Below are 17527 nucleotides of genomic sequence, written 5' to 3' on the forward strand. Positions count from 1 at the left end.
GCATTATAGCTAATATGGCGTGTATGTCATAAAGTTGAAGGCTTATTTTCTTTAGCGGGAGTGTGCAGTGGCGACGTTATCCAGGCTTTTTATTCATCCGGTGAAATCGATGCGCGGTATCGGCGTGACTCACGCGCTGGCCGATATGAGCGGATTCGCCTTCGATCGTATTTTTATGGTCACCGAGCCTGACGGTACGTTTATCACCGCACGTCAGTTCCCGCAGATGGTTCGCTTTACCCCTTCCCCGCTTCATGACGGGCTGCATTTGACTGCGCCGAACGGTTCAAGCGTCGTGATCCGCTTTGCTGATTTTGCGCCGCTTGATGCGCCAACGGAAGTGTGGGGCAATCATTTTACCGCGCGTATCGCGCCGGATAACATTAACCAGTGGCTGAGCGGCTTTTTCTCCCGTGACGTTCAGCTGCGCTGGGTTGGGCCTGCGCTGACCCGTCGCGTGAAGCGCCACGATGCGGTTCCTCTCTCCTTCGCGGATGGTTTTCCCTTCCTTCTGACCAGCGAGGCCTCGCTGCGTGATTTACAAAACCGTTGCAAAGCCAGCGTGCAGATGGAGCAATTTCGCCCGAATCTGGTGGTGACCGGAGCGAATGCCTGGGATGAAGATACCTGGAAAGTGATCCGAATCGGCAGCGTTATTTTTGATGTCGTGAAGCCGTGCAGCCGCTGTATTTTTACCACCGTCAGCCCGGAGAAAGGTCAGAAACACCCTTCCGGCGAACCGCTGAAAACCTTGCAGTCATTTCGTACCGCGCAGGATAACGGCGATGTCGACTTCGGCCAGAACCTGATCCCCCGCTCCAGCGGCGTGATCCGCGTGGGCGACGAGGTCGAAATTCTCACCCGCGGGCCTGCCAGGGTGTACGGCGCAGGTCAGGAAGAAGAGATGGTTGACGTTGTCACCAACGTCGCTTCCGCGGTGGATATTCACTGGGAAGGCAAAGTTATCCGTGGTAACAATCAGCAGGTGCTACTGGAACAGCTGGAGCAGGCAGGTATCCGCGTACCGTATTCCTGTCGCGCGGGGATTTGCGGATGCTGTCGCATTAAACTGGTCGATGGTGAAGTAAGTGCCCTGAAGAAATCTGCGATTGGCAGTGACGGCACGATCCTGTGCTGTAGCTGTGTCCCGAAAACATCCGTACAGCTGGAAGCTTAAACTGCCTGTTCAAGGCTGAAGGAATCAACGCGCAGCTGTGGCTTCAGCCTGTCATTCATCACTTTGATGGCATCACCTAACTGCATAACTCGCCCGGCAATGGTCACGCCGGGTTGGGCCAGCAAACAGAGCGCAGCGTTTTCACCGGGTTCAACCACCAGCAAATTCACCTCTTCTTCGGTATCGCTCAGATTGACGCTCGCCGCATCGCCGATAGCCGGGGTCCAGCACATGCCGTGGGCGAGAAAATGCCAGCTTTTCGGCATTTGCGGTTTCAGGAAACGGATCGCCACCAGCGCATTTAGTACCAGTTCAGCGCGCTGTTCTTTGGAGAGATCGAACTCACGGCATTTTTCTTCAAAAGAGAAATAGAGTGCAGCGTCGTCAACGCAAAAGCCTGAGGGAGCAAACGCGTCTGGCGTTAACATTCGGCGCGCAAAACGAGAGCGAAACAACATGCCATTGGCTAAGTCGAGCATCATACGGTCATGCTCGTCACAAAAATACCAGCGCCAGTTATCGTCAGGTTTAATTCGCATGTTTCTCTCCCGTCCCCTAAACGTCCTGTACTAAAAATGTCCTGTTTGCCGCTTCGCTTATAACACTAGTAATAAAAGACTATAATGTTTAAATAAGCAACAATGACGGAATATAAAACAACCAGGGCTGGAAATAAAGCCCTGGTTGTCTGATTAAGAGAAAAGATTAGATATGCGTGACGATTTCTTTAATCAGCGGCGGCCCTTTAAAAATAAAGCCGGAATAAATTTGCACCAGCGATGCACCTGCCGCCATCTTCTCACGTGCAGCGATGACAGAGTCAATGCCACCCACGCCAATAATCGGCAGCTGACCTTTTAATTCTGCGGAGAGTGCGCGAATAATTTCGGTGCTTTTTAATTGTACCGGACGGCCACTTAATCCACCCGCTTCGTCACAGTTTTTCATTCCCTGAACGAGAGAGCGATCGAGTGTTGTATTGGTTGCAATCACACCATCAATATTATGGCGAACTAAACTGTCAGCAACCTGGATCAATTCTTCTGCCGAAAGATCCGGGGCGATCTTAACCGCGACCGGAACATATTTATGGTGGATCGCCTGTAGCGCCGTTTGTTTATTTTTAATGGCGCCAAGAAGATCGTCGAGCGCTTCGCCATATTGTAATGAACGCAGCCCTGGGGTGTTAGGCGAAGATATATTCACCGCAATATAACCGGCATAGGCATAGACTTTTTCCATACAAATCAGATAGTCATCTTTACCCTGCTCGACCGGCGTGTCTTTATTTTTGCCAATATTAATACCCAGCACGCCATCAAAATGGGCTTTCTTAACGTTCTCAACCAGATGATCGACGCCAAGGTTATTAAAGCCCATGCGGTTGATCAGCCCCTCGGCTTCAACCAGGCGAAACAGACGTGGCTTGTCATTTCCCGGCTGCGGACGCGGCGTCACCGTCCCGATTTCGATCGAGCCAAAGCCCATCGCACCGAGTGCATCAATGCATTCGCCATTTTTGTCCAGACCGGCCGCCAGGCCCAGTGGATTTTTGAAAGTCAGGCCCATGCACTGAACTGGTTTTTCCGGCACGTTTTGACGCACCAGCGCGGCCAGAGGCGTTCCTGTAATACGGCGTAACTGCTGAAATGTAAATTCATGAGCGCGCTCAGGATCGAGCTGGAAAAGGGCTTTACGAACGAAGGGGTAGTACATGAACTCTCCTGGATTCCCGGTGTGCAAACCGGGAGGGGATTATGTGCGATTCCGCCCGGAAAGGGAATTGACCTGTGGCAAAAAAAGCCACGTAAAACGCAATCGTTTACTTATCGGTTCGCTTCTTATGCATTTTTCTGCATTCATCCTGAGGATAAATCATTTAGTGGAATAACCACGCAATGTCACACTCCTGAAAATTGTTATGAATGTTAGATAAAAGCAAACAATTAGTTATAAGGAGCAACCATGCGCGTCATTACCCTGGCCGGAAGCCCCCGCTTCCCCTCTCGCTCCAGCGCACTGCTGGAATACGCTCGCGAAAAGCTTAATGCTCTGGATGTCGAAGTGTGTCACTGGAATTTGCACAATTTCGCGCCTGAAGATCTGCTCTACGCCCGTTTCGACAGCCCGGCGCTGAAAACTCTGATCGAACAACTTAAGAGTGCTGACGGGCTGGTCGTCGCGACACCGATTTATAAAGCCTCTTTTTCCGGCGCACTGAAAACGCTGCTCGATCTGCTGCCCGAACGCGCGCTGGACGGTAAGGTCGTCCTGCCGCTGGCCACAGGCGGTACGGTAGCTCATTTACTGGCGGTGGATTATGCCCTCAAGCCGGTTCTGAACGCGCTGAAAGCGCAGGAGATCCTGCATGGCGTCTTCGCTGACGACTCACAGGTAATCGACTACCAGCATAAACCCCATTTCACGCCGAATCTGCAAACCCGCCTCGACAGTGCACTCGAAACCTTCTGGCACGCCCTGAACCGTCGGGATCGCCACGCGGCAGCATTTCATCAATCACAAGGAGTGGCGCATGTTTAAAACAGTTACCCGTATCGGGCTGGCAGGTCTGCTGGCAGTGGCGTCGCTGGCTCAGGCGGCGGAGAAAGCGCCGGAGAGCCTGCGTATCGGTTATCAGAAAGGCAGCGTCAGCATGGTGTTGGCGAAAAGCCATGCGTTGCTTGAGAAGCGTTTCCCGGAGACCAAATTCTCATGGGTCGAGTTCCCTGCCGGACCACAGATGCTGGAGGCGCTGAACGTCGGGAGTATTGATTTAGGTAGCACCGGCGATATCCCGCCAATCTTTGCGCAGGCTGCCGGGGCGGATCTGGTTTACGTTGGCGTTGAGCCCGCCAAGCCGAAGGCAGAGGTTATTTTGGTGCCGGAAAACAGCGAGATCAAAAGCGTCGCCGACCTCAAAGGCCATAAGGTTGCTTTCCAGAAAGGTTCAAGCTCACACAACCTGCTGCTGCGCGCGTTGCAGGAGGCCGGCCTTAAATTCACCGATATCCAGCCCGTTTACCTGACGCCTGCCGATGCGCGCGCGGCGTTTCAGCAAAAAAATGTTGATGCCTGGGCTATCTGGGATCCGTACTACTCCGCCGCACTGTTGCAGGGCGGTGTGCGGGTGCTGAAAGACGGCACCACCCTGAAGCAGACCGGTTCGTTCTACCTGGCGGCACGTCCTTACGCTGAGAAAAATGGCGCATTTATTCAGCAGGTGCTGGATACCTTCTCTCAGGCCGATGCGCTGACCCAAAGCCAGCGTCAGCAGAGCATCACGCTGCTGGCAAAAACCATGGGCCTGCCTGAACCGGTGATCGCCACTTATCTTGACCACCGTCCTCCCACCACCATAGCACCGGTTGACGCCCACGTTGCCGCTCTCCAGCAGCAAACGGCAGACCTCTTTTATCAAAACCGCCTGGTTCCAAAGCAGGTGAATATTCGCGAACGCATCTGGCAACCCGCTGGCATTGAAGGAAAAAAATCATGAGTCTGAATCTTTTCTGGTTTTTACCCACCCACGGTGATGGACACTATCTTGGCACAGAAGAAGGCGCCCGCCCGGTCGATCACGGCTATCTACAGCAGATCGCCCAGGCGGCAGACCGCATCGGTTTTACCGGGGTACTGATCCCGACGGGCCGCTCGTGTGAGGATGCGTGGCTGGTTGCCGCGTCAATGATCCCCGTCACCCAGCGTCTGAAATTCCTGGTAGCCTTGCGCCCGAGCGTGGTGTCGCCCACCGTCGCGGCGCGTCAGGCGGCAACGCTGGACAGGCTTTCCAACGGCCGTGCGCTGTTCAACCTGGTGACGGGCAGCGATCCGCAGGAGCTGGCGGGCGATGGCGTCTTTCTCGATCATACCGAGCGCTATGAAGCCTCCGCAGAGTTCACCCGCGTCTGGCGACGTCTGCTGGAAGGGGAAACCGTCACCTTCGAAGGGAAACATATCCACGTTCGCGATGCACAGCTCTACTTCCCGCCGGTACAGCAGCCGCGCCCTCCCCTCTATTTCGGCGGATCGTCGGACGTGGCGCAGGAGCTGGCGGCTGAGCAGGTCGATCTCTATCTGACCTGGGGCGAGCCACCGGAGCTGGTGAAAGAGAAAATTGCTCAGGTACGCGCTAAAGCCGCAGAACATGGCCGTACGGTACGCTTCGGCATTCGCCTGCACGTGATCGTACGCGAAACCAACGACGAGGCCTGGCAAGCCGCCGACCGTCTGATCGCTCATCTGGACGACGACACTATCGCTAAAGCACAGGCGGCGTTTGCCAAAACCGACTCCGTGGGCCAGCATCGGATGGCTTCCCTGCACAACGGCAAGCGTGAAAATCTTGAGATCAGCCCGAACCTGTGGGCCGGGGTAGGTCTGGTGCGCGGCGGCGCCGGCACGGCACTGGTCGGCGACGGTCCAACCGTAGCGGCACGCATTAATGAATACGCGGCGCTGGGGATCGACAGCTTTATCCTGTCTGGCTACCCACATCTGGAGGAGGCGTACAAGGTGGGTGAACTGCTGTTCCCGCATCTGGATGTCGCTATCCCGGAAATTCCGCAGCTACGTCAGCTTCAGTTGCAGGGCGAAGCCGTGGCGAACGCGTTTATCCCGAGAAAAGTCGCGCAAAGCTAAGGAGCCACCATGTCTGCAACCGCACAAAAATGGCTGCTGCGCGCCGCGCCGTGGTTTCTGCCCGTCGGCATTGTCCTCGTCTGGCAACTGGCGTCTTCAACTGGCTGGCTGTCGAGCCGCATTTTGCCCTCTCCGGAGGGCGTTGTGGAAGCGTTCTGGTCGCTAAGCGCCAGCGGTGAGCTGTGGCAACATCTTGCCATCAGCTCCTGGCGCGCGGTAATTGGCTTTTCGATTGGCGGAAGCATCGGCCTGACGCTGGGGCTGATCAGCGGCCTGTCACGCTGGGGTGAGCGGCTACTGGATACCTCCGTTCAGATGCTGCGCAACGTGCCGCATCTGGCGCTTATTCCGCTGGTTATCCTGTGGTTTGGCATTGATGAGAGCGCCAAAATTTTCCTCGTGGCGCTGGGAACGTTATTCCCGATTTATATCAATACCTGGCATGGGATCCGTAATATCGATCGCGGTCTGGTGGAGATGGCCCGCAGCTATGGCCTGTCAGGTTTTGCCCTGTTTACCCATGTGATCCTGCCGGGCGCCCTGCCCTCCATTATGGTTGGGGTGCGTTTTGCGCTCGGCCTGATGTGGCTAACCCTGATCGTGGCGGAAACCATTTCGGCTAACTCCGGCATTGGTTATCTGGCGATGAACGCCCGCGAGTTCCTGCAAACGGACGTGGTGGTGGTTGCCATTATCCTTTATGCCCTGCTCGGCAAACTTGCGGACGTCAGCGCCCAGTGGCTGGAACGTAGCTGGCTGCGCTGGAACCCGGCCTACACCCCTCAGGAGGCGAAAGCATGAATACTGCACGACTGAACCAGGGAACACCGTTACTGCTGAACGGCGTGACCAAACGCTACGGCGACAACACCATTCTGAATGCACTGGATCTGCATATTCCTGCCGGACAGTTTGTGGCCGTTGTCGGCCGCAGCGGTGGCGGCAAGAGTACCCTGCTGCGTCTTTTAGCCGGGCTGGAAGCGCCAAACAGCGGTGACATTCTGGCAGGCACTACGCCGCTGGCCACGATTCAGGATGATACGCGCATGATGTTTCAGGACGCGCGTCTGCTGCCGTGGAAAACGGTGATGGATAACGTCGGGCTGGGCCTGAAGGGCAGCTGGCGGGAGGACGCCCGGCAGGCACTCGCTGCGGTAGGGCTGGAGAATCGCGCGGGAGAGTGGCCTGCGGCCCTGTCGGGTGGACAAAAGCAGCGCGTAGCGCTGGCACGCGCGCTGATTCACCGTCCCGGCCTGTTGCTGCTCGATGAACCGCTCGGCGCGCTTGATGCCCTGACGCGGATCGAGATGCAGGATCTGATTGAAACCCTCTGGCAGACGCACGGCTTTACGGTACTGCTGGTGACGCATGATGTCAGTGAAGCCGTGGCAATGGCAGACAGAGTGCTGTTAATAGAAGAGGGCAAAATTGGTCTGGATCTGACGGTAGATATTCCACGTCCTCGCCGCGTGGGATCGGCCAGACTGGCGGAGCTGGAAGCCGAAGTACTGGATCGGGTGATGAAACGTGGGGAAGCGGAGATTCAGCGGATAAAGGCTAATGCCTGATGCCCTCACCCCGGCCCTCTCCCACAGGGAGAGGGAGAAAACCGATGCCCCGCGACCCCACGTAGGCCCGGTAAGCGTAGCGCCACCGGGCTTTTTTACATCAGGCCAGCGCCTTAGCAATCTTCTCGTACAGATCGCCAGACAGATTTTCCAGCGCTTTCAGCTGCTCAAGCGCGGCGCGCATTTTCGCCTGACGCTGCGCATCGTAACGTTTCAGGCGGATCAGCGGCTCAATCAGACGAGACGCCACCTGCGGGTTACGGCTGTTCAGCTCGGTCAGCATTTCAACCATGAACTGATAACCGCTGCCGTCTTCGGCATGGAACGCGGCCGGGTTGCTGCTGGCGAAGGCACCAATCAGAGAGCGGACGCGGTTCGGGTTGCTCATGGTGAACGAACGGTGCTTCAGCAGGCTGCGTACTTTGCTGAGTACATCGGCTGCCGGGCTGGTGGCCTGAAGGATGAACCACTTGTCCATCACCAGACCATCCTGATGCCACTTGTCGTCGTACTCCTGCATCAGCGCATCGCGGCACGGTAGCTCGGCGGCAACGCTTGCGGCCAGCGCGGCCAGGGCATCCGTCATGTTATCGGCTTCGTGGTACTGCTTGCTGACCAGCGTGTTCGCCAGCTCTGCCTCACCAAACGCCAGATAGCGCAGGCAGGTATTGCGCAGGGAACGTTTACCGATATCCGCATGTTCCACCCGATACGCGTCCAGCTTGTTGGCGTTGTAAATGGCGAGGAACTCATCTGCCAGTTCGGTCGCCAGCGTGCGGGTCAGCGCTTCACGCACGGCGACGATGGCAATCGGGTCGATGATGTCAAACAGCTCGGCGATTTCAGTCGCAGACGGCAGCGTCAAAATTTCAGCCGCCAGCGCCGGGTCAATGTCCTCATCCAGCAGGATGGCACGGAACGCGTCTGCCACATGAACCGGCAGCGTCAGCGGCTGGCCCTGCTGGTAACGGTTGACGTTCAGCTTGATGTAGGTCGCCAGCAGGCTTTGTGCCGCATCCCAGCGCGAGAAATCGTTGCGCGCGTGACGCATCAGGAACGTCAGCTGCTGATCGCTCCACTTATATTCGAGTTTCACCGGCGCGGAGAATTCGCACAGCAGGGCAGGAACAGGCTGGAAATAGACGTTATCGAAGATAAAGGTCTGCTCTGCCTGAGTCACGTTCAGCACGTTATGCACCGGGTGGCCGCCCTTCTGTAACGGGATCACGTTGCCTTCGTTGTCGTACAGCTCAACGCTGAACGGAATGTGCAGCGGATGTTTCTCTTCCTGCTCGGCCGTTGGCGGCGTGCGCTGGCTGATGGTCAGCGTGTACTGCTCGGTTTCCGGGTTGTAGTCGTCTTTGACCGTCACGATCGGCGTACCGGCCTGGCTGTACCAGCGGCGGAAATGAGACAGATCGACGTTAGAGGCGTCTTCCATCGCCTGAACAAAATCGTCGCAGGTGGCCGCACTGCCGTCGTGGCGTTCGAAGTAGAGCTGCATCCCTTTCTGGAAATTCTCTTCGCCCAGCAGGGTGTGGATCATACGGATAATTTCAGCGCCTTTTTCATACACCGTCAGGGTGTAGAAGTTATTCATCTCAATGACTTTATCCGGGCGGATCGGATGGGCCATTGGGCTGGCATCTTCTGCAAATTGCAGACCACGCATGGTGCGCACGTTGTTGATGCGGTTCACCGCCCGCGATCCCAGATCGGAGCTGAACTCCTGATCGCGGAAGACGGTTAAGCCCTCTTTCAGGCTCAGCTGGAACCAGTCGCGACAGGTGACGCGGTTCCCGGTCCAGTTATGGAAATATTCGTGGCCGATAACGCGTTCGATATCGAGGTAATCTTTATCCGTGGCGGTATCGGTACGCGCCAGCACGTATTTAGAGTTAAAGATGTTAAGACCTTTATTCTCCATCGCGCCCATGTTGAAGAAATCGACCGCAACGATCATATAGATGTCGAGGTCATATTCGAGGCCAAAGCGCGTTTCATCCCACTTCATGGAGTTGATGAGGGAGGTCATTGCCCACGGTGCGCGGTCAAGGTTGCCACGGTCCACGAACAGCTCCAGCGCGACTTCACGGCCAGAGCGCGTTTTAAAGGTGTCGCGCAGGACATCGAAATCTCCCGCCACCAGCGCAAACAGATAGCAGGGTTTCGGGAACGGATCCTGCCACTGTACCCAGTGACGGCCATTCTCCAGTTCCCCTTCACCAATCCGGTTGCCGTTGGAAAGCAGGTACGGGTACAGCGTTTTGTCGGCAATAATTTTGGTGGTAAAGCGCGCCAGGACGTCCGGGCGATCCAGATACCAGGTAATGTGGCGGAAACCTTCGGCTTCACACTGGGTACACAGGGCTACGCCTGACTGGTAAAGTCCTTCCAGCGCGGTATTGGCGGCAGGGCTAATTTCATTCACGATGCGCAGGGTAAAGCGTTCCGGCAGGTTGTCGATGACCAGCTGGTTGCCTTCTTCTTTATAGTCTGACCAGGCTTCATCGTTAATATGCAGGGAAACCAGCGTCAGGTCTTCACCATCCAGACGCAGCGGCACGGCTGTCGCGCTCTGGCGCGTCACCTGGCTTACCGCCGTCACCACGGTTTTTGTGGCATCCAGCTCGAAAGTCAGATCGATATCGCTTATCAGGTATTCCGGCGCACGATAGTCGTGGCGGTATTTAGCTTGTGGCTGTTGTGTCATAGAAAACCTTATGCATCGTTTGTCGAGTAACGATTCAATATATTCCTGTTGTGTAAAACGCGCTATGCAGAATGTTCATCTTTTCAGGCACAACGCCCTTTTTAGCTACATTTTTATAACACGGGGCACGAAATGCTCTCGACCATAAAGTGTGCTTATGTTGTGATCGGGGTTCAATAAATCACTAAACAGGGTATACTCCGGAGTTGTTTATTGTACTAAACGCTCCCGTGAGAGGATGCTACAGCGCACCTATGACTCAATTCGCTTCTCCGGTTCTGCATACGTTGCTGGATACCGACGCGTACAAGCTGCATATGCAGCAAGCCGTGTTTCACCACTATCATGATGTCCATGTTGCGGCGGAATTTCGCTGCCGGGGTGACGACTTGCTGGGTATCTACGCAGATTCCATTCGTGAACAGGTCGAGGCCATGCAGCATCTGGCGCTCACCGATGACGAATATCAGTGGCTTTCAGGCCTGCCTTTCTTTAAAGCGGATTATCTGAACTGGCTGCGTGAGTTCCGCTATAACCCGGAACAGGTCACCGTCACCAATGATAACGGCAAGCTGGACATTCGTCTGACCGGCCCGTGGCGCGAGGTGATCATGTGGGAAGTGCCGCTTCTGGCCGTGATCAGCGAGCTGGCCCACCGCTATCGCTCCCCTGAAACCGGTGTGACGCAGGCGGTTGCCGCTCTGGAGAATAAACTCGTTGAGTTTTCCAGACTGACCGAAGGGCTGGATATGTCCCGATTCCGTCTGATGGACTTTGGCACGCGCCGCCGCTTCTCTCGCGAGGTTCAGGAAGCCATTGTCAGACGTCTGCAACAGGAGCCGTGGTTCGTTGGCACCAGTAACTACGATCTGGCACGTCGCCTTGATTTAACGCCGATGGGCACCCAGGCGCACGAATGGTTCCAGGCGCACCAGCAGATCAGCCCTGACCTTGCCAACAGCCAGCGAGCCGCCCTCGCCGCGTGGCTTGAGGAATACCCCGATCGGCTGGGTATTGCCCTTACCGACTGCATTACCATGGACGCGTTCCTGCGCGACTTTGGCCCTGAGTTTGCCGAACGCTACCAGGGTTTGCGCCATGATTCCGGGGACCCGGTTGAATGGGGTGAGAAAGCCATCGCCCATTACGAAAAACTGGGCATCGACCCCATGAGTAAGGTGCTGGTCTTCTCCGATAACCTTGACCTGGCGAAAGCCGTCGACCTTTATCGCCATTTCTCATCGCGGGTGAACCTGAGTTTCGGGATTGGTACGCGGTTAACCTGTGATATTCCTCAGGTGAAACCGCTGAACATCGTCATAAAACTGGTGGAATGTAACGGTAAGCCGGTCGCGAAGCTCTCCGACAGTCCGGGCAAAACCATCTGCCATGACAAAGCGTTTGTCCGCGCATTACGTAAAGCCTTCGATCTGCCTCAGGTTAAAAAAGCCAGCTAACGGCTTCGGGGGAGCCTTCATGGCTCCCCTTCTCTTATTAATTTCTTATTTCTTCTCTTAAGACGGTGAAATTTACTTGTCTGATAGCGGATGGCAGGTAACATAGATATCCCCCCTATAAGGGCGGACAAGTGTTTATTTTTTCCGACTATTAACAGAGAGAATATTATGAGCGTTGTGCCTGTAGCCGACGTACTCCAGGGCCGTGTCGCCGTTGACCAGGAGGTCACCGTGCGCGGATGGGTGCGTACTCGCCGAGATTCTAAAGCTGGCATCTCCTTCCTCGCCGTCTATGACGGTTCCTGCTTTGATCCTGTACAGGCCGTCATTAATAATTCTCTGCCCAATTACAATGATGACGTTCTGCACCTGACAACCGGCTGTTCCGTGATCGTCACCGGTGTTGTGGTGGCCTCTCCGGGCCAGGGTCAGAGCTACGAAATTCAGGCGACCTCGGTGGAAGTGACCGGCTGGGTTGAAGATCCGGACACCTACCCGATGGCTGCGAAGCGTCACAGCATCGAATATCTGCGTGAAGTCGCGCACCTGCGTCCGCGCACCAACCTGATTGGTGCGGTTGCCCGCGTGCGTCATACGCTGGCGCAGGCGCTGCATCGCTTCTTTGACGAGCAAGGTTACTTCTGGGTTTCTACTCCGCTGATCACGGCTTCCGATACCGAAGGCGCAGGTGAAATGTTCCGCGTTTCAACGCTGGATATGGAAAACCTGCCGCGTACGCCGGAAGGTAAAGTCGATTACGACAAAGACTTCTTTGGTAAAGAAGCCTTCCTGACGGTTTCCGGCCAGCTCAACGGTGAAACCTACGCCTGTGCGCTGTCTAAGATCTATACCTTCGGCCCAACCTTCCGTGCGGAAAACTCCAACACCAGCCGTCACCTGGCGGAATTCTGGATGCTGGAGCCGGAAGTGGCCTTTGCCGATCTGAATGACGCGGCAGCCCTGGCAGAAGCGATGCTGAAATACGTGTTTAAAGCCGTTCTCGAAGAGCGCGCAGACGACATGAAATTCTTCGCTGAGCGTGTCGATAACGACGCCATCGCCCGTCTTGAGCGCTTCGTCTCCGCAGACTTCGCGCAGGTGGATTACACCGACGCGGTCGCAATCCTGGAAAAATGCGGTGAGAAATTCGAAAACCCGGTTTACTGGGGCGTGGATCTCTCCTCCGAGCACGAACGTTATCTGGCAGAGAAGCACTTTAAAGCACCGGTTGTGGTGAAAAACTATCCGAAAGACATTAAGGCGTTCTATATGCGCCTTAACGAAGACGGTAAAACCGTTGCCGCGATGGATGTCCTGGCGCCGGGCATTGGTGAGATCATCGGTGGCTCCCAGCGTGAAGAGCGCCTGGATGTGCTGGACGCGCGTATGCAGGAGATGGGCCTTAACCCGGCGGACTACAGCTGGTATCGCGATCTCCGTCGCTACGGCACCGTTCCACACTCCGGCTTTGGCCTGGGCTTCGAACGTCTGATTGCTTACGTAACAGGTGTTCAGAACGTACGTGATGTGATTCCGTTCCCACGCACACCGCGTAACGCAAGTTTCTAACCGACCAAATCATTAATGGCCAGCAAATGCTGGCCATTATTTTATCCTGCAATGTCAGTTTTCGTCAGTCAGAAGTAAGCGTCTTTAAACCACAACCCCGCTATTACCTCTACCTGTTACGTTTTGTTTCCACGAAATATCCTGAGACAAAAAAATAACCCCATTCTTATTGCGCTTAAAACAATTCTTACGCATTAGCATAAAAAACAACCAATTTCACAGCCATCTGGATGGCTTTTGTCGATCATAAGAAAAAATGAGCCGTTTAACTTCTGTTTATACGAAAGGCCTTTAGCTAAATTAAATATAAGGAAATCATATATATAAGAATAAAGCGGATGTTTAATTCGCCAGGCGGCACTGAAATTTGAGGTGCTTCACAAAGTTCCCAAAAATACATATTTAGTTACACATATTTTCTTTTGGTAACTGAATCTTGAAGATTGTAGCACTTTCAGTGTAGCGAAACGGTTCTATGAATGGAAAGATGCCTGTCAGACACATAAAGACACCTAACTCTCATCAATAGTTCCGGAAATATTTATTGACAGAATTTATTGGCGGCAGTGGCGAGTGTCATAAAAAAACCAATGAGGGTAATAAATAATGATGAAGCGCAATATCCTGGCAGTGGTAGTCCCTGCCCTGCTGGTAGCCGGTGCAGCAAACGCTGCTGAAATCTATAACAAAGACGGCAACAAATTAGATCTTTACGGGAAAGCAGTTGGCCTGCATTACTTCTCTGATTACGCGGGCAACGATGGCGACAACACTTACGCGCGTCTGGGCTTCAAAGGTGAAACTCAGATCAACGATCAGCTGACTGGCTACGGTCAGTGGGAATACAACTTCCAGGGTAACAACTCTGAAGGTGGCGATGCACAGAACGGCAACAAAACCCGTCTGGCATTCGCAGGTCTGAAATTTGGTGACGCAGGCTCCTTCGACTACGGTCGTAACTACGGTCTGGTCTATGACGCAATCGGCATCACCGATATGCTGCCTGAGTTCGGCGGCGACACCGGCGCGAGCGATAACTTCTTCGCAGGCCGTACGGGTGGTCTGGCGACTTACCGTAACAGCAACTTCTTCGGCCTGGTTGACGGTCTGAACTTTGGTGTTCAGTACCTGGGCAAAAATGAACGTGATGACGCAGTACGTTCCAACGGTGACGGCTGGGCAACCTCTCTGAGCTATGATTTCGACGGTTTCGGCATTGTGGGTGCTTATGGTGCAGCTGACCGTACCAACAACCAGCAGACGCTGGATTGGGGTAAAGGCGACAAAGCTGAGCAGTGGGCAACCGGCCTGAAATATGACGCGAACAACATCTACCTGGCAGCTATTTATGGCGAAATGCGTAACGCAGCGCGTCTGGGCAGCCGTGGTTTCGCTAACAAGTCTCAGGACTTCTCTGTCGTCGCTCAGTACCAGTTCGATTTCGGTCTGCGTCCATCCATCGCTTACTACAAATCTAAAGCGAAAGACGTAGAAGGTATCGGTGACGAAGACTACATCAACTACATCGACGTTGGTGCGACATACTACTTCAACAAAAACATGTCTACCTATGTTGACTATCAGATCAACCAGCTGAAAGATGACAACAAGCTGGGCATCAACAACGACGACATCGTGGCTCTGGGTCTGGTTTACCAGTTCTAATCAGCACACCTCGTTGTTATATGCTTAATGAACAGGGCTTCGGCCCTGTTTTTTTATTCCTGAGAGAAAATAATAGCGACTTTTGAAAAGCCGCACGCTTTTCGTCGCAAACGGTTGGCATTTTGTAAATCTACCGTTAACCTGATAGCGGATTTCACTTCTGTAATCACAATGGAACTTCGTCATGTTTGAGAACATTACTGCCGCTCCTGCCGACCCAATTCTGGGCCTGGCCGATCTGTTTCGTGCCGACGACCGCCCTGGCAAAATCAACCTGGGTATTGGTGTATATAAAGATGAAACCGGCAAAACTCCGGTACTGACCAGCGTCAAAAAAGCTGAGCAGTATCTGCTGGAAAACGAAACCACCAAAAACTACCTCGGTATTGATGGTATCCCTGAATTTGGTCGCTGCACCCAGGAGCTGCTGTTCGGCAAAGGCAGCACCATTGTGAGCGAAAAACGCGCCCGCACGGCGCAGACCCCAGGCGGTACCGGCGCACTGCGCGTGGCGGCAGATTTCCTGGCGAAAAACACCTCTGTGAAGCGTGTGTGGGTAAGCAATCCAAGCTGGCCGAACCACAAGAGCGTTTTTAATTCTGCGGGTCTGGAAGTGCGTGAATACGCCTACTACGACGCGGCAAACCACGCGCTGGATTTCGACGGTCTACTGGCCAGCCTGAGCGAAGCCCAGGCGGGCGATGTGGTGCTGTTCCACGGCTGCTGCCATAACCCAACCGGTATCGATCCTACGCTTGAGCAGTGGGAACAGCTGGCTAAGCTGTCCGTTGAAAAAGGCTGGCTGCCGCTGTTCGACTTCGCTTACCAGGGCTTTGCCCGTGGTCTGGAAGAAGATGCAGAAGGTCTGCGCGCATTCGCCGCCGTGCATCAGGAGCTGATTGTCGCAAGCTCCTATTCCAAGAACTTTGGTCTGTATAACGAGCGTGTCGGCGCCTGTACGCTGGTGGCTGCTGACGAAGCAACCGTCGATCGCGCATTCAGCCAGATGAAGTCCGTGATCCGCGCTAACTACTCTAACCCACCGGCACACGGTGCGTCTGTGGTCGCGACGATCCTGAGCAACGATGCGCTGCGCGCAATCTGGGAACAAGAGCTGAACGATATGCGTCAGCGCATTCAGCGCATGCGTCTGCTGTTTGTGAACACGCTGGCTGAGAAAGGCGCTGACCGTGACTTCAGCTTCATCATCAAGCAGAACGGCATGTTCTCCTTCAGCGGCCTGACCAAAGAGCAGGTGCTGCGCCTGCGTGAAGAGTTTGGCGTGTATGCCGTTGCCTCTGGCCGCGTGAACGTTGCAGGTATGACGCCTGACAACATGGCGCCGCTGTGCGAAGCCATTGTCGCGGTGCTGTAACCTGCACCCATAAAAAAAGCCTGCATCGCGCAGGCTTTTTTATTTTACCGGGTTTACCAGACAGGCATTTCATCCTGAAGGAACGGGTTATGCAACCGCTCATCGCCCAGCGTCGACATTGGTCCGTGTCCAGGGATAAACGTCACATCATCACCTAACGGCAATAACTTCTGCTTAATCGACTGAATCAGTTGACCGTGATCGCCGCGTGGGAAATCGCTGCGTCCTACGCCCCCTTTGAAAATCACGTCACCGGAAATCAGCAGGCGCGACACGTCATCAAAGAAGACGATATGGCCGGGCGTATGCCCTGGGCAATGCAACACCTGTAAAGTTACATTCCCTACGTTAACGCGATCGCCTTCGTTCAGCCAGCGGTCCGGTGTCAGTGGCTGACAGTCATCCAGACCAAACATGCGGCTTTGGGCAGGTAGCCCCTGAAGCCAGAACTCATCTTCTTTTTCCGGGCCGATAATCGGCACACCGTAGTGTTCAGCCAGTTCTGCCGCTGCACCCACATGGTCGAGATGGCCATGGGTGAGTAAAATCTGCATCAGCGTTACACCGCTGGCAGCGACTTCCTGCTTGATTGTCCCTGCGTCTCCACCGGGATCGACAAGCGCGGCCAGTTTAGTTTGTTCACACCAGATCAATGAACAGTTCTGTGAGAACGCGGTAACCGGAATAATACGATAGTTCATACTGCTCCTGTGTTTCGTTATTACCAGTGCCGAACCGGCCCGGTATCAATATGCACAAAGTTGCTACGTGGGTAGTATCCTACACCACCTGCGCGCATAGATAACGCCGCTTTGCGAATATTGGCTAACGAAACGCCTTCAATATGGAAATCCATCGCCTGCCCTTTAGTGTGATAGCTTTTTTTCGCTACCCCACGGCTGTGGGCGCGCAGTTCATTGTTGGTATCCAGAGAGCGATAGCCAGAAATGAGTTGCACCGGCCTTTTGGTCCCCAGCAGTCCCTGCAAGCGGTAAAGCTGATCGAATAATCCAGGGTCGATGGCTTTGATTTTATTCGCGCGGAAATCACGGAAAAAATGGTTGAGTCTTGCTAATTCATCCTGAATATAGCCTCTGCCATCGAAAAATTCCGCTTTAAGCGTCTCACCAGTATGCAGATTGTTGAGCGTTAAAATACGCGGACGAGGTGTCGAGAGGGTGGCAAATGCTGGCGTCGGAAGGATGGCTGCTGCGCCCAGCGCAACGCCACCTAACGCCAGCAATTTGCGGCGATTAGCGTCAAATTTGTCCATGATAATCAGGTCTACAGGTAAAAGAAATTGTCAATATGCTTAGCGCACGAAGGGCACCATAACTGGCAAAGCCTGCTACGTCAAGGCACCCA

At 54.4% G+C, this 17527-nt stretch carries 15 protein-coding genes; 10 read left to right on the plus strand and 5 right to left on the minus strand.

Annotated features, from left to right (window positions below):
• Positions 1-67: 67 nt before the first annotated feature.
• A complete protein-coding gene (locus tag SK54_RS15775) occupies positions 68-1177 on the plus strand; it encodes a YcbX family protein (RefSeq protein ID WP_048247575.1) in 1110 nt (369 codons plus the stop codon).
• On the opposite strand, the gene zapC is transcribed toward SK54_RS15775, so the two are convergent.
• Positions 1174-1716, minus strand: a complete 543-nt coding sequence (gene zapC, locus SK54_RS15780; RefSeq protein WP_015570906.1) for a cell division protein ZapC — start codon at positions 1714-1716, stop codon at positions 1174-1176. The two genes, SK54_RS15775 and zapC, sit on opposite strands and share 4 nt — an antisense overlap.
• A gap of 166 nt (positions 1717-1882) precedes the next feature.
• Complete coding sequence (gene pyrD / locus SK54_RS15785) at positions 1883-2893, minus strand: quinone-dependent dihydroorotate dehydrogenase (RefSeq protein WP_023299739.1); 1011 nt, start codon at positions 2891-2893, stop codon at positions 1883-1885.
• Positions 2894-3142: 249 nt separating this feature from the next.
• Here pyrD and ssuE point away from each other — a divergent pair, with 249 nt between their 5' ends.
• The 5 genes from ssuE to ssuB are packed head-to-tail and all read left to right on the plus strand — an operon-like array spanning position 3143 to position 7383.
• The gene (gene ssuE / locus SK54_RS15790; protein ID WP_003858180.1) at positions 3143-3718 is read left to right on the plus strand and encodes an NADPH-dependent FMN reductase; all 576 of its coding nucleotides are present in this window, start codon (positions 3143-3145) and stop codon (positions 3716-3718) included.
• Complete coding sequence (locus SK54_RS15795) at positions 3711-4673, plus strand: sulfonate ABC transporter substrate-binding protein (protein WP_023303399.1); 963 nt, start codon at positions 3711-3713, stop codon at positions 4671-4673. Before ssuE ends, SK54_RS15795 begins: the two co-directional genes overlap by 8 nt.
• Positions 4670-5815 carry an FMNH2-dependent alkanesulfonate monooxygenase gene (gene ssuD / locus SK54_RS15800; protein WP_048247577.1) on the plus strand — a complete coding sequence of 382 codons (1146 nt, stop codon included), beginning with the start codon at positions 4670-4672 and terminating at the stop codon, positions 5813-5815. Before SK54_RS15795 ends, ssuD begins: the two co-directional genes overlap by 4 nt.
• 9 nt (positions 5816-5824) lie before the next feature.
• Complete coding sequence (gene ssuC, locus SK54_RS15805; RefSeq protein ID WP_048247580.1) at positions 5825-6616, plus strand: aliphatic sulfonate ABC transporter permease SsuC; 792 nt, start codon at positions 5825-5827, stop codon at positions 6614-6616.
• Positions 6613-7383, plus strand: a complete 771-nt coding sequence (gene ssuB, locus SK54_RS15810) for an aliphatic sulfonates ABC transporter ATP-binding protein (protein ID WP_015570909.1) — start codon at positions 6613-6615, stop codon at positions 7381-7383. The genes ssuC and ssuB overlap by 4 nt, the downstream gene beginning before the upstream one ends.
• A 100-nt stretch (positions 7384-7483) precedes the next feature.
• Here the strand turns inward: ssuB and pepN are convergent, their stop codons facing one another.
• Positions 7484-10096: an aminopeptidase N gene (pepN, locus tag SK54_RS15815; RefSeq protein ID WP_048247581.1), complete on the minus strand. Its 2613-nt coding sequence runs from the start codon at positions 10094-10096 to the stop codon at positions 7484-7486.
• A 254-nt stretch (positions 10097-10350) separates the two neighbouring features.
• On the opposite strand from pepN, the gene pncB reads away from it, so the two are divergent.
• The 4 genes from pncB to SK54_RS15835 all read left to right on the plus strand — a co-directional run bounded on the left by pncB (position 10351) and on the right by SK54_RS15835 (position 16162).
• Positions 10351-11553 (plus strand): nicotinate phosphoribosyltransferase, encoded by a 1203-nt coding sequence (gene pncB / locus SK54_RS15820; RefSeq protein WP_015570954.1) that lies wholly within the window; start codon positions 10351-10353, stop codon positions 11551-11553.
• Positions 11554-11721: 168 nt separating this feature from the next.
• Positions 11722-13122 carry an asparagine--tRNA ligase gene (gene asnS / locus SK54_RS15825; RefSeq protein ID WP_015570955.1) on the plus strand — a complete coding sequence of 467 codons (1401 nt, stop codon included), beginning with the start codon at positions 11722-11724 and terminating at the stop codon, positions 13120-13122.
• Positions 13123-13728: 606 nt separating this feature from the next.
• The gene (gene ompF / locus SK54_RS15830; RefSeq protein ID WP_015570956.1) at positions 13729-14787 is read left to right on the plus strand and encodes a porin OmpF; all 1059 of its coding nucleotides are present in this window, start codon (positions 13729-13731) and stop codon (positions 14785-14787) included.
• 184 nt (positions 14788-14971) lie between these two features.
• Positions 14972-16162: an amino acid aminotransferase gene (locus SK54_RS15835; RefSeq protein WP_017384820.1), complete on the plus strand. Its 1191-nt coding sequence runs from the start codon at positions 14972-14974 to the stop codon at positions 16160-16162.
• A gap of 53 nt (positions 16163-16215) precedes the next feature.
• Here the strand turns inward: SK54_RS15835 and SK54_RS15840 are convergent, their stop codons facing one another.
• Both SK54_RS15840 and SK54_RS15845 read right to left on the minus strand, forming a co-directional pair.
• A complete protein-coding gene (locus SK54_RS15840) occupies positions 16216-16863 on the minus strand; it encodes an MBL fold metallo-hydrolase (RefSeq protein ID WP_017693691.1) in 648 nt (215 codons plus the stop codon).
• A gap of 20 nt (positions 16864-16883) precedes the next feature.
• Positions 16884-17435, minus strand: coding sequence for a YcbK family protein (locus SK54_RS15845; RefSeq protein ID WP_003858202.1), 552 nt, complete (start codon positions 17433-17435; stop codon positions 16884-16886).
• Positions 17436-17527 lie beyond the last annotated feature (92 nt).

The sequence above is a fragment of the Enterobacter sp. MGH120 genome (genome assembly GCF_001037725.1).
Taxonomy (GTDB): domain Bacteria; phylum Pseudomonadota; class Gammaproteobacteria; order Enterobacterales; family Enterobacteriaceae; genus Enterobacter; species Enterobacter hormaechei_C.

What these genes read in the sequence shown, in the direction of transcription:
- pepN (WP_048247581.1), bottom strand. Translation starts at nt 10,096, where the DNA reads ATGACACAACAGCCACAAGCTAAATACCGCCACGACTATCGTGCGCCG.
- pyrD (WP_023299739.1), bottom strand. Translation starts at nt 2,893, where the DNA reads ATGTACTACCCCTTCGTTCGTAAAGCCCTTTTCCAGCTCGATCCTGAG.
- ssuC (WP_048247580.1), top strand. Translation starts at nt 5,825, where the DNA reads ATGTCTGCAACCGCACAAAAATGGCTGCTGCGCGCCGCGCCGTGGTTT.
- ompF (WP_015570956.1), top strand. Translation starts at nt 13,729, where the DNA reads ATGATGAAGCGCAATATCCTGGCAGTGGTAGTCCCTGCCCTGCTGGTA.
- zapC (WP_015570906.1), bottom strand. Translation starts at nt 1,716, where the DNA reads ATGCGAATTAAACCTGACGATAACTGGCGCTGGTATTTTTGTGACGAG.
- ssuB (WP_015570909.1), top strand. Translation starts at nt 6,613, where the DNA reads ATGAATACTGCACGACTGAACCAGGGAACACCGTTACTGCTGAACGGC.
- ssuD (WP_048247577.1), top strand. Translation starts at nt 4,670, where the DNA reads ATGAGTCTGAATCTTTTCTGGTTTTTACCCACCCACGGTGATGGACAC.
- SK54_RS15845 (WP_003858202.1), bottom strand. Translation starts at nt 17,435, where the DNA reads ATGGACAAATTTGACGCTAATCGCCGCAAATTGCTGGCGTTAGGTGGC.
- asnS (WP_015570955.1), top strand. Translation starts at nt 11,722, where the DNA reads ATGAGCGTTGTGCCTGTAGCCGACGTACTCCAGGGCCGTGTCGCCGTT.
- SK54_RS15840 (WP_017693691.1), bottom strand. Translation starts at nt 16,863, where the DNA reads ATGAACTATCGTATTATTCCGGTTACCGCGTTCTCACAGAACTGTTCA.
- ssuE (WP_003858180.1), top strand. Translation starts at nt 3,143, where the DNA reads ATGCGCGTCATTACCCTGGCCGGAAGCCCCCGCTTCCCCTCTCGCTCC.
- SK54_RS15835 (WP_017384820.1), top strand. Translation starts at nt 14,972, where the DNA reads ATGTTTGAGAACATTACTGCCGCTCCTGCCGACCCAATTCTGGGCCTG.
- pncB (WP_015570954.1), top strand. Translation starts at nt 10,351, where the DNA reads ATGACTCAATTCGCTTCTCCGGTTCTGCATACGTTGCTGGATACCGAC.
- SK54_RS15795 (WP_023303399.1), top strand. Translation starts at nt 3,711, where the DNA reads ATGTTTAAAACAGTTACCCGTATCGGGCTGGCAGGTCTGCTGGCAGTG.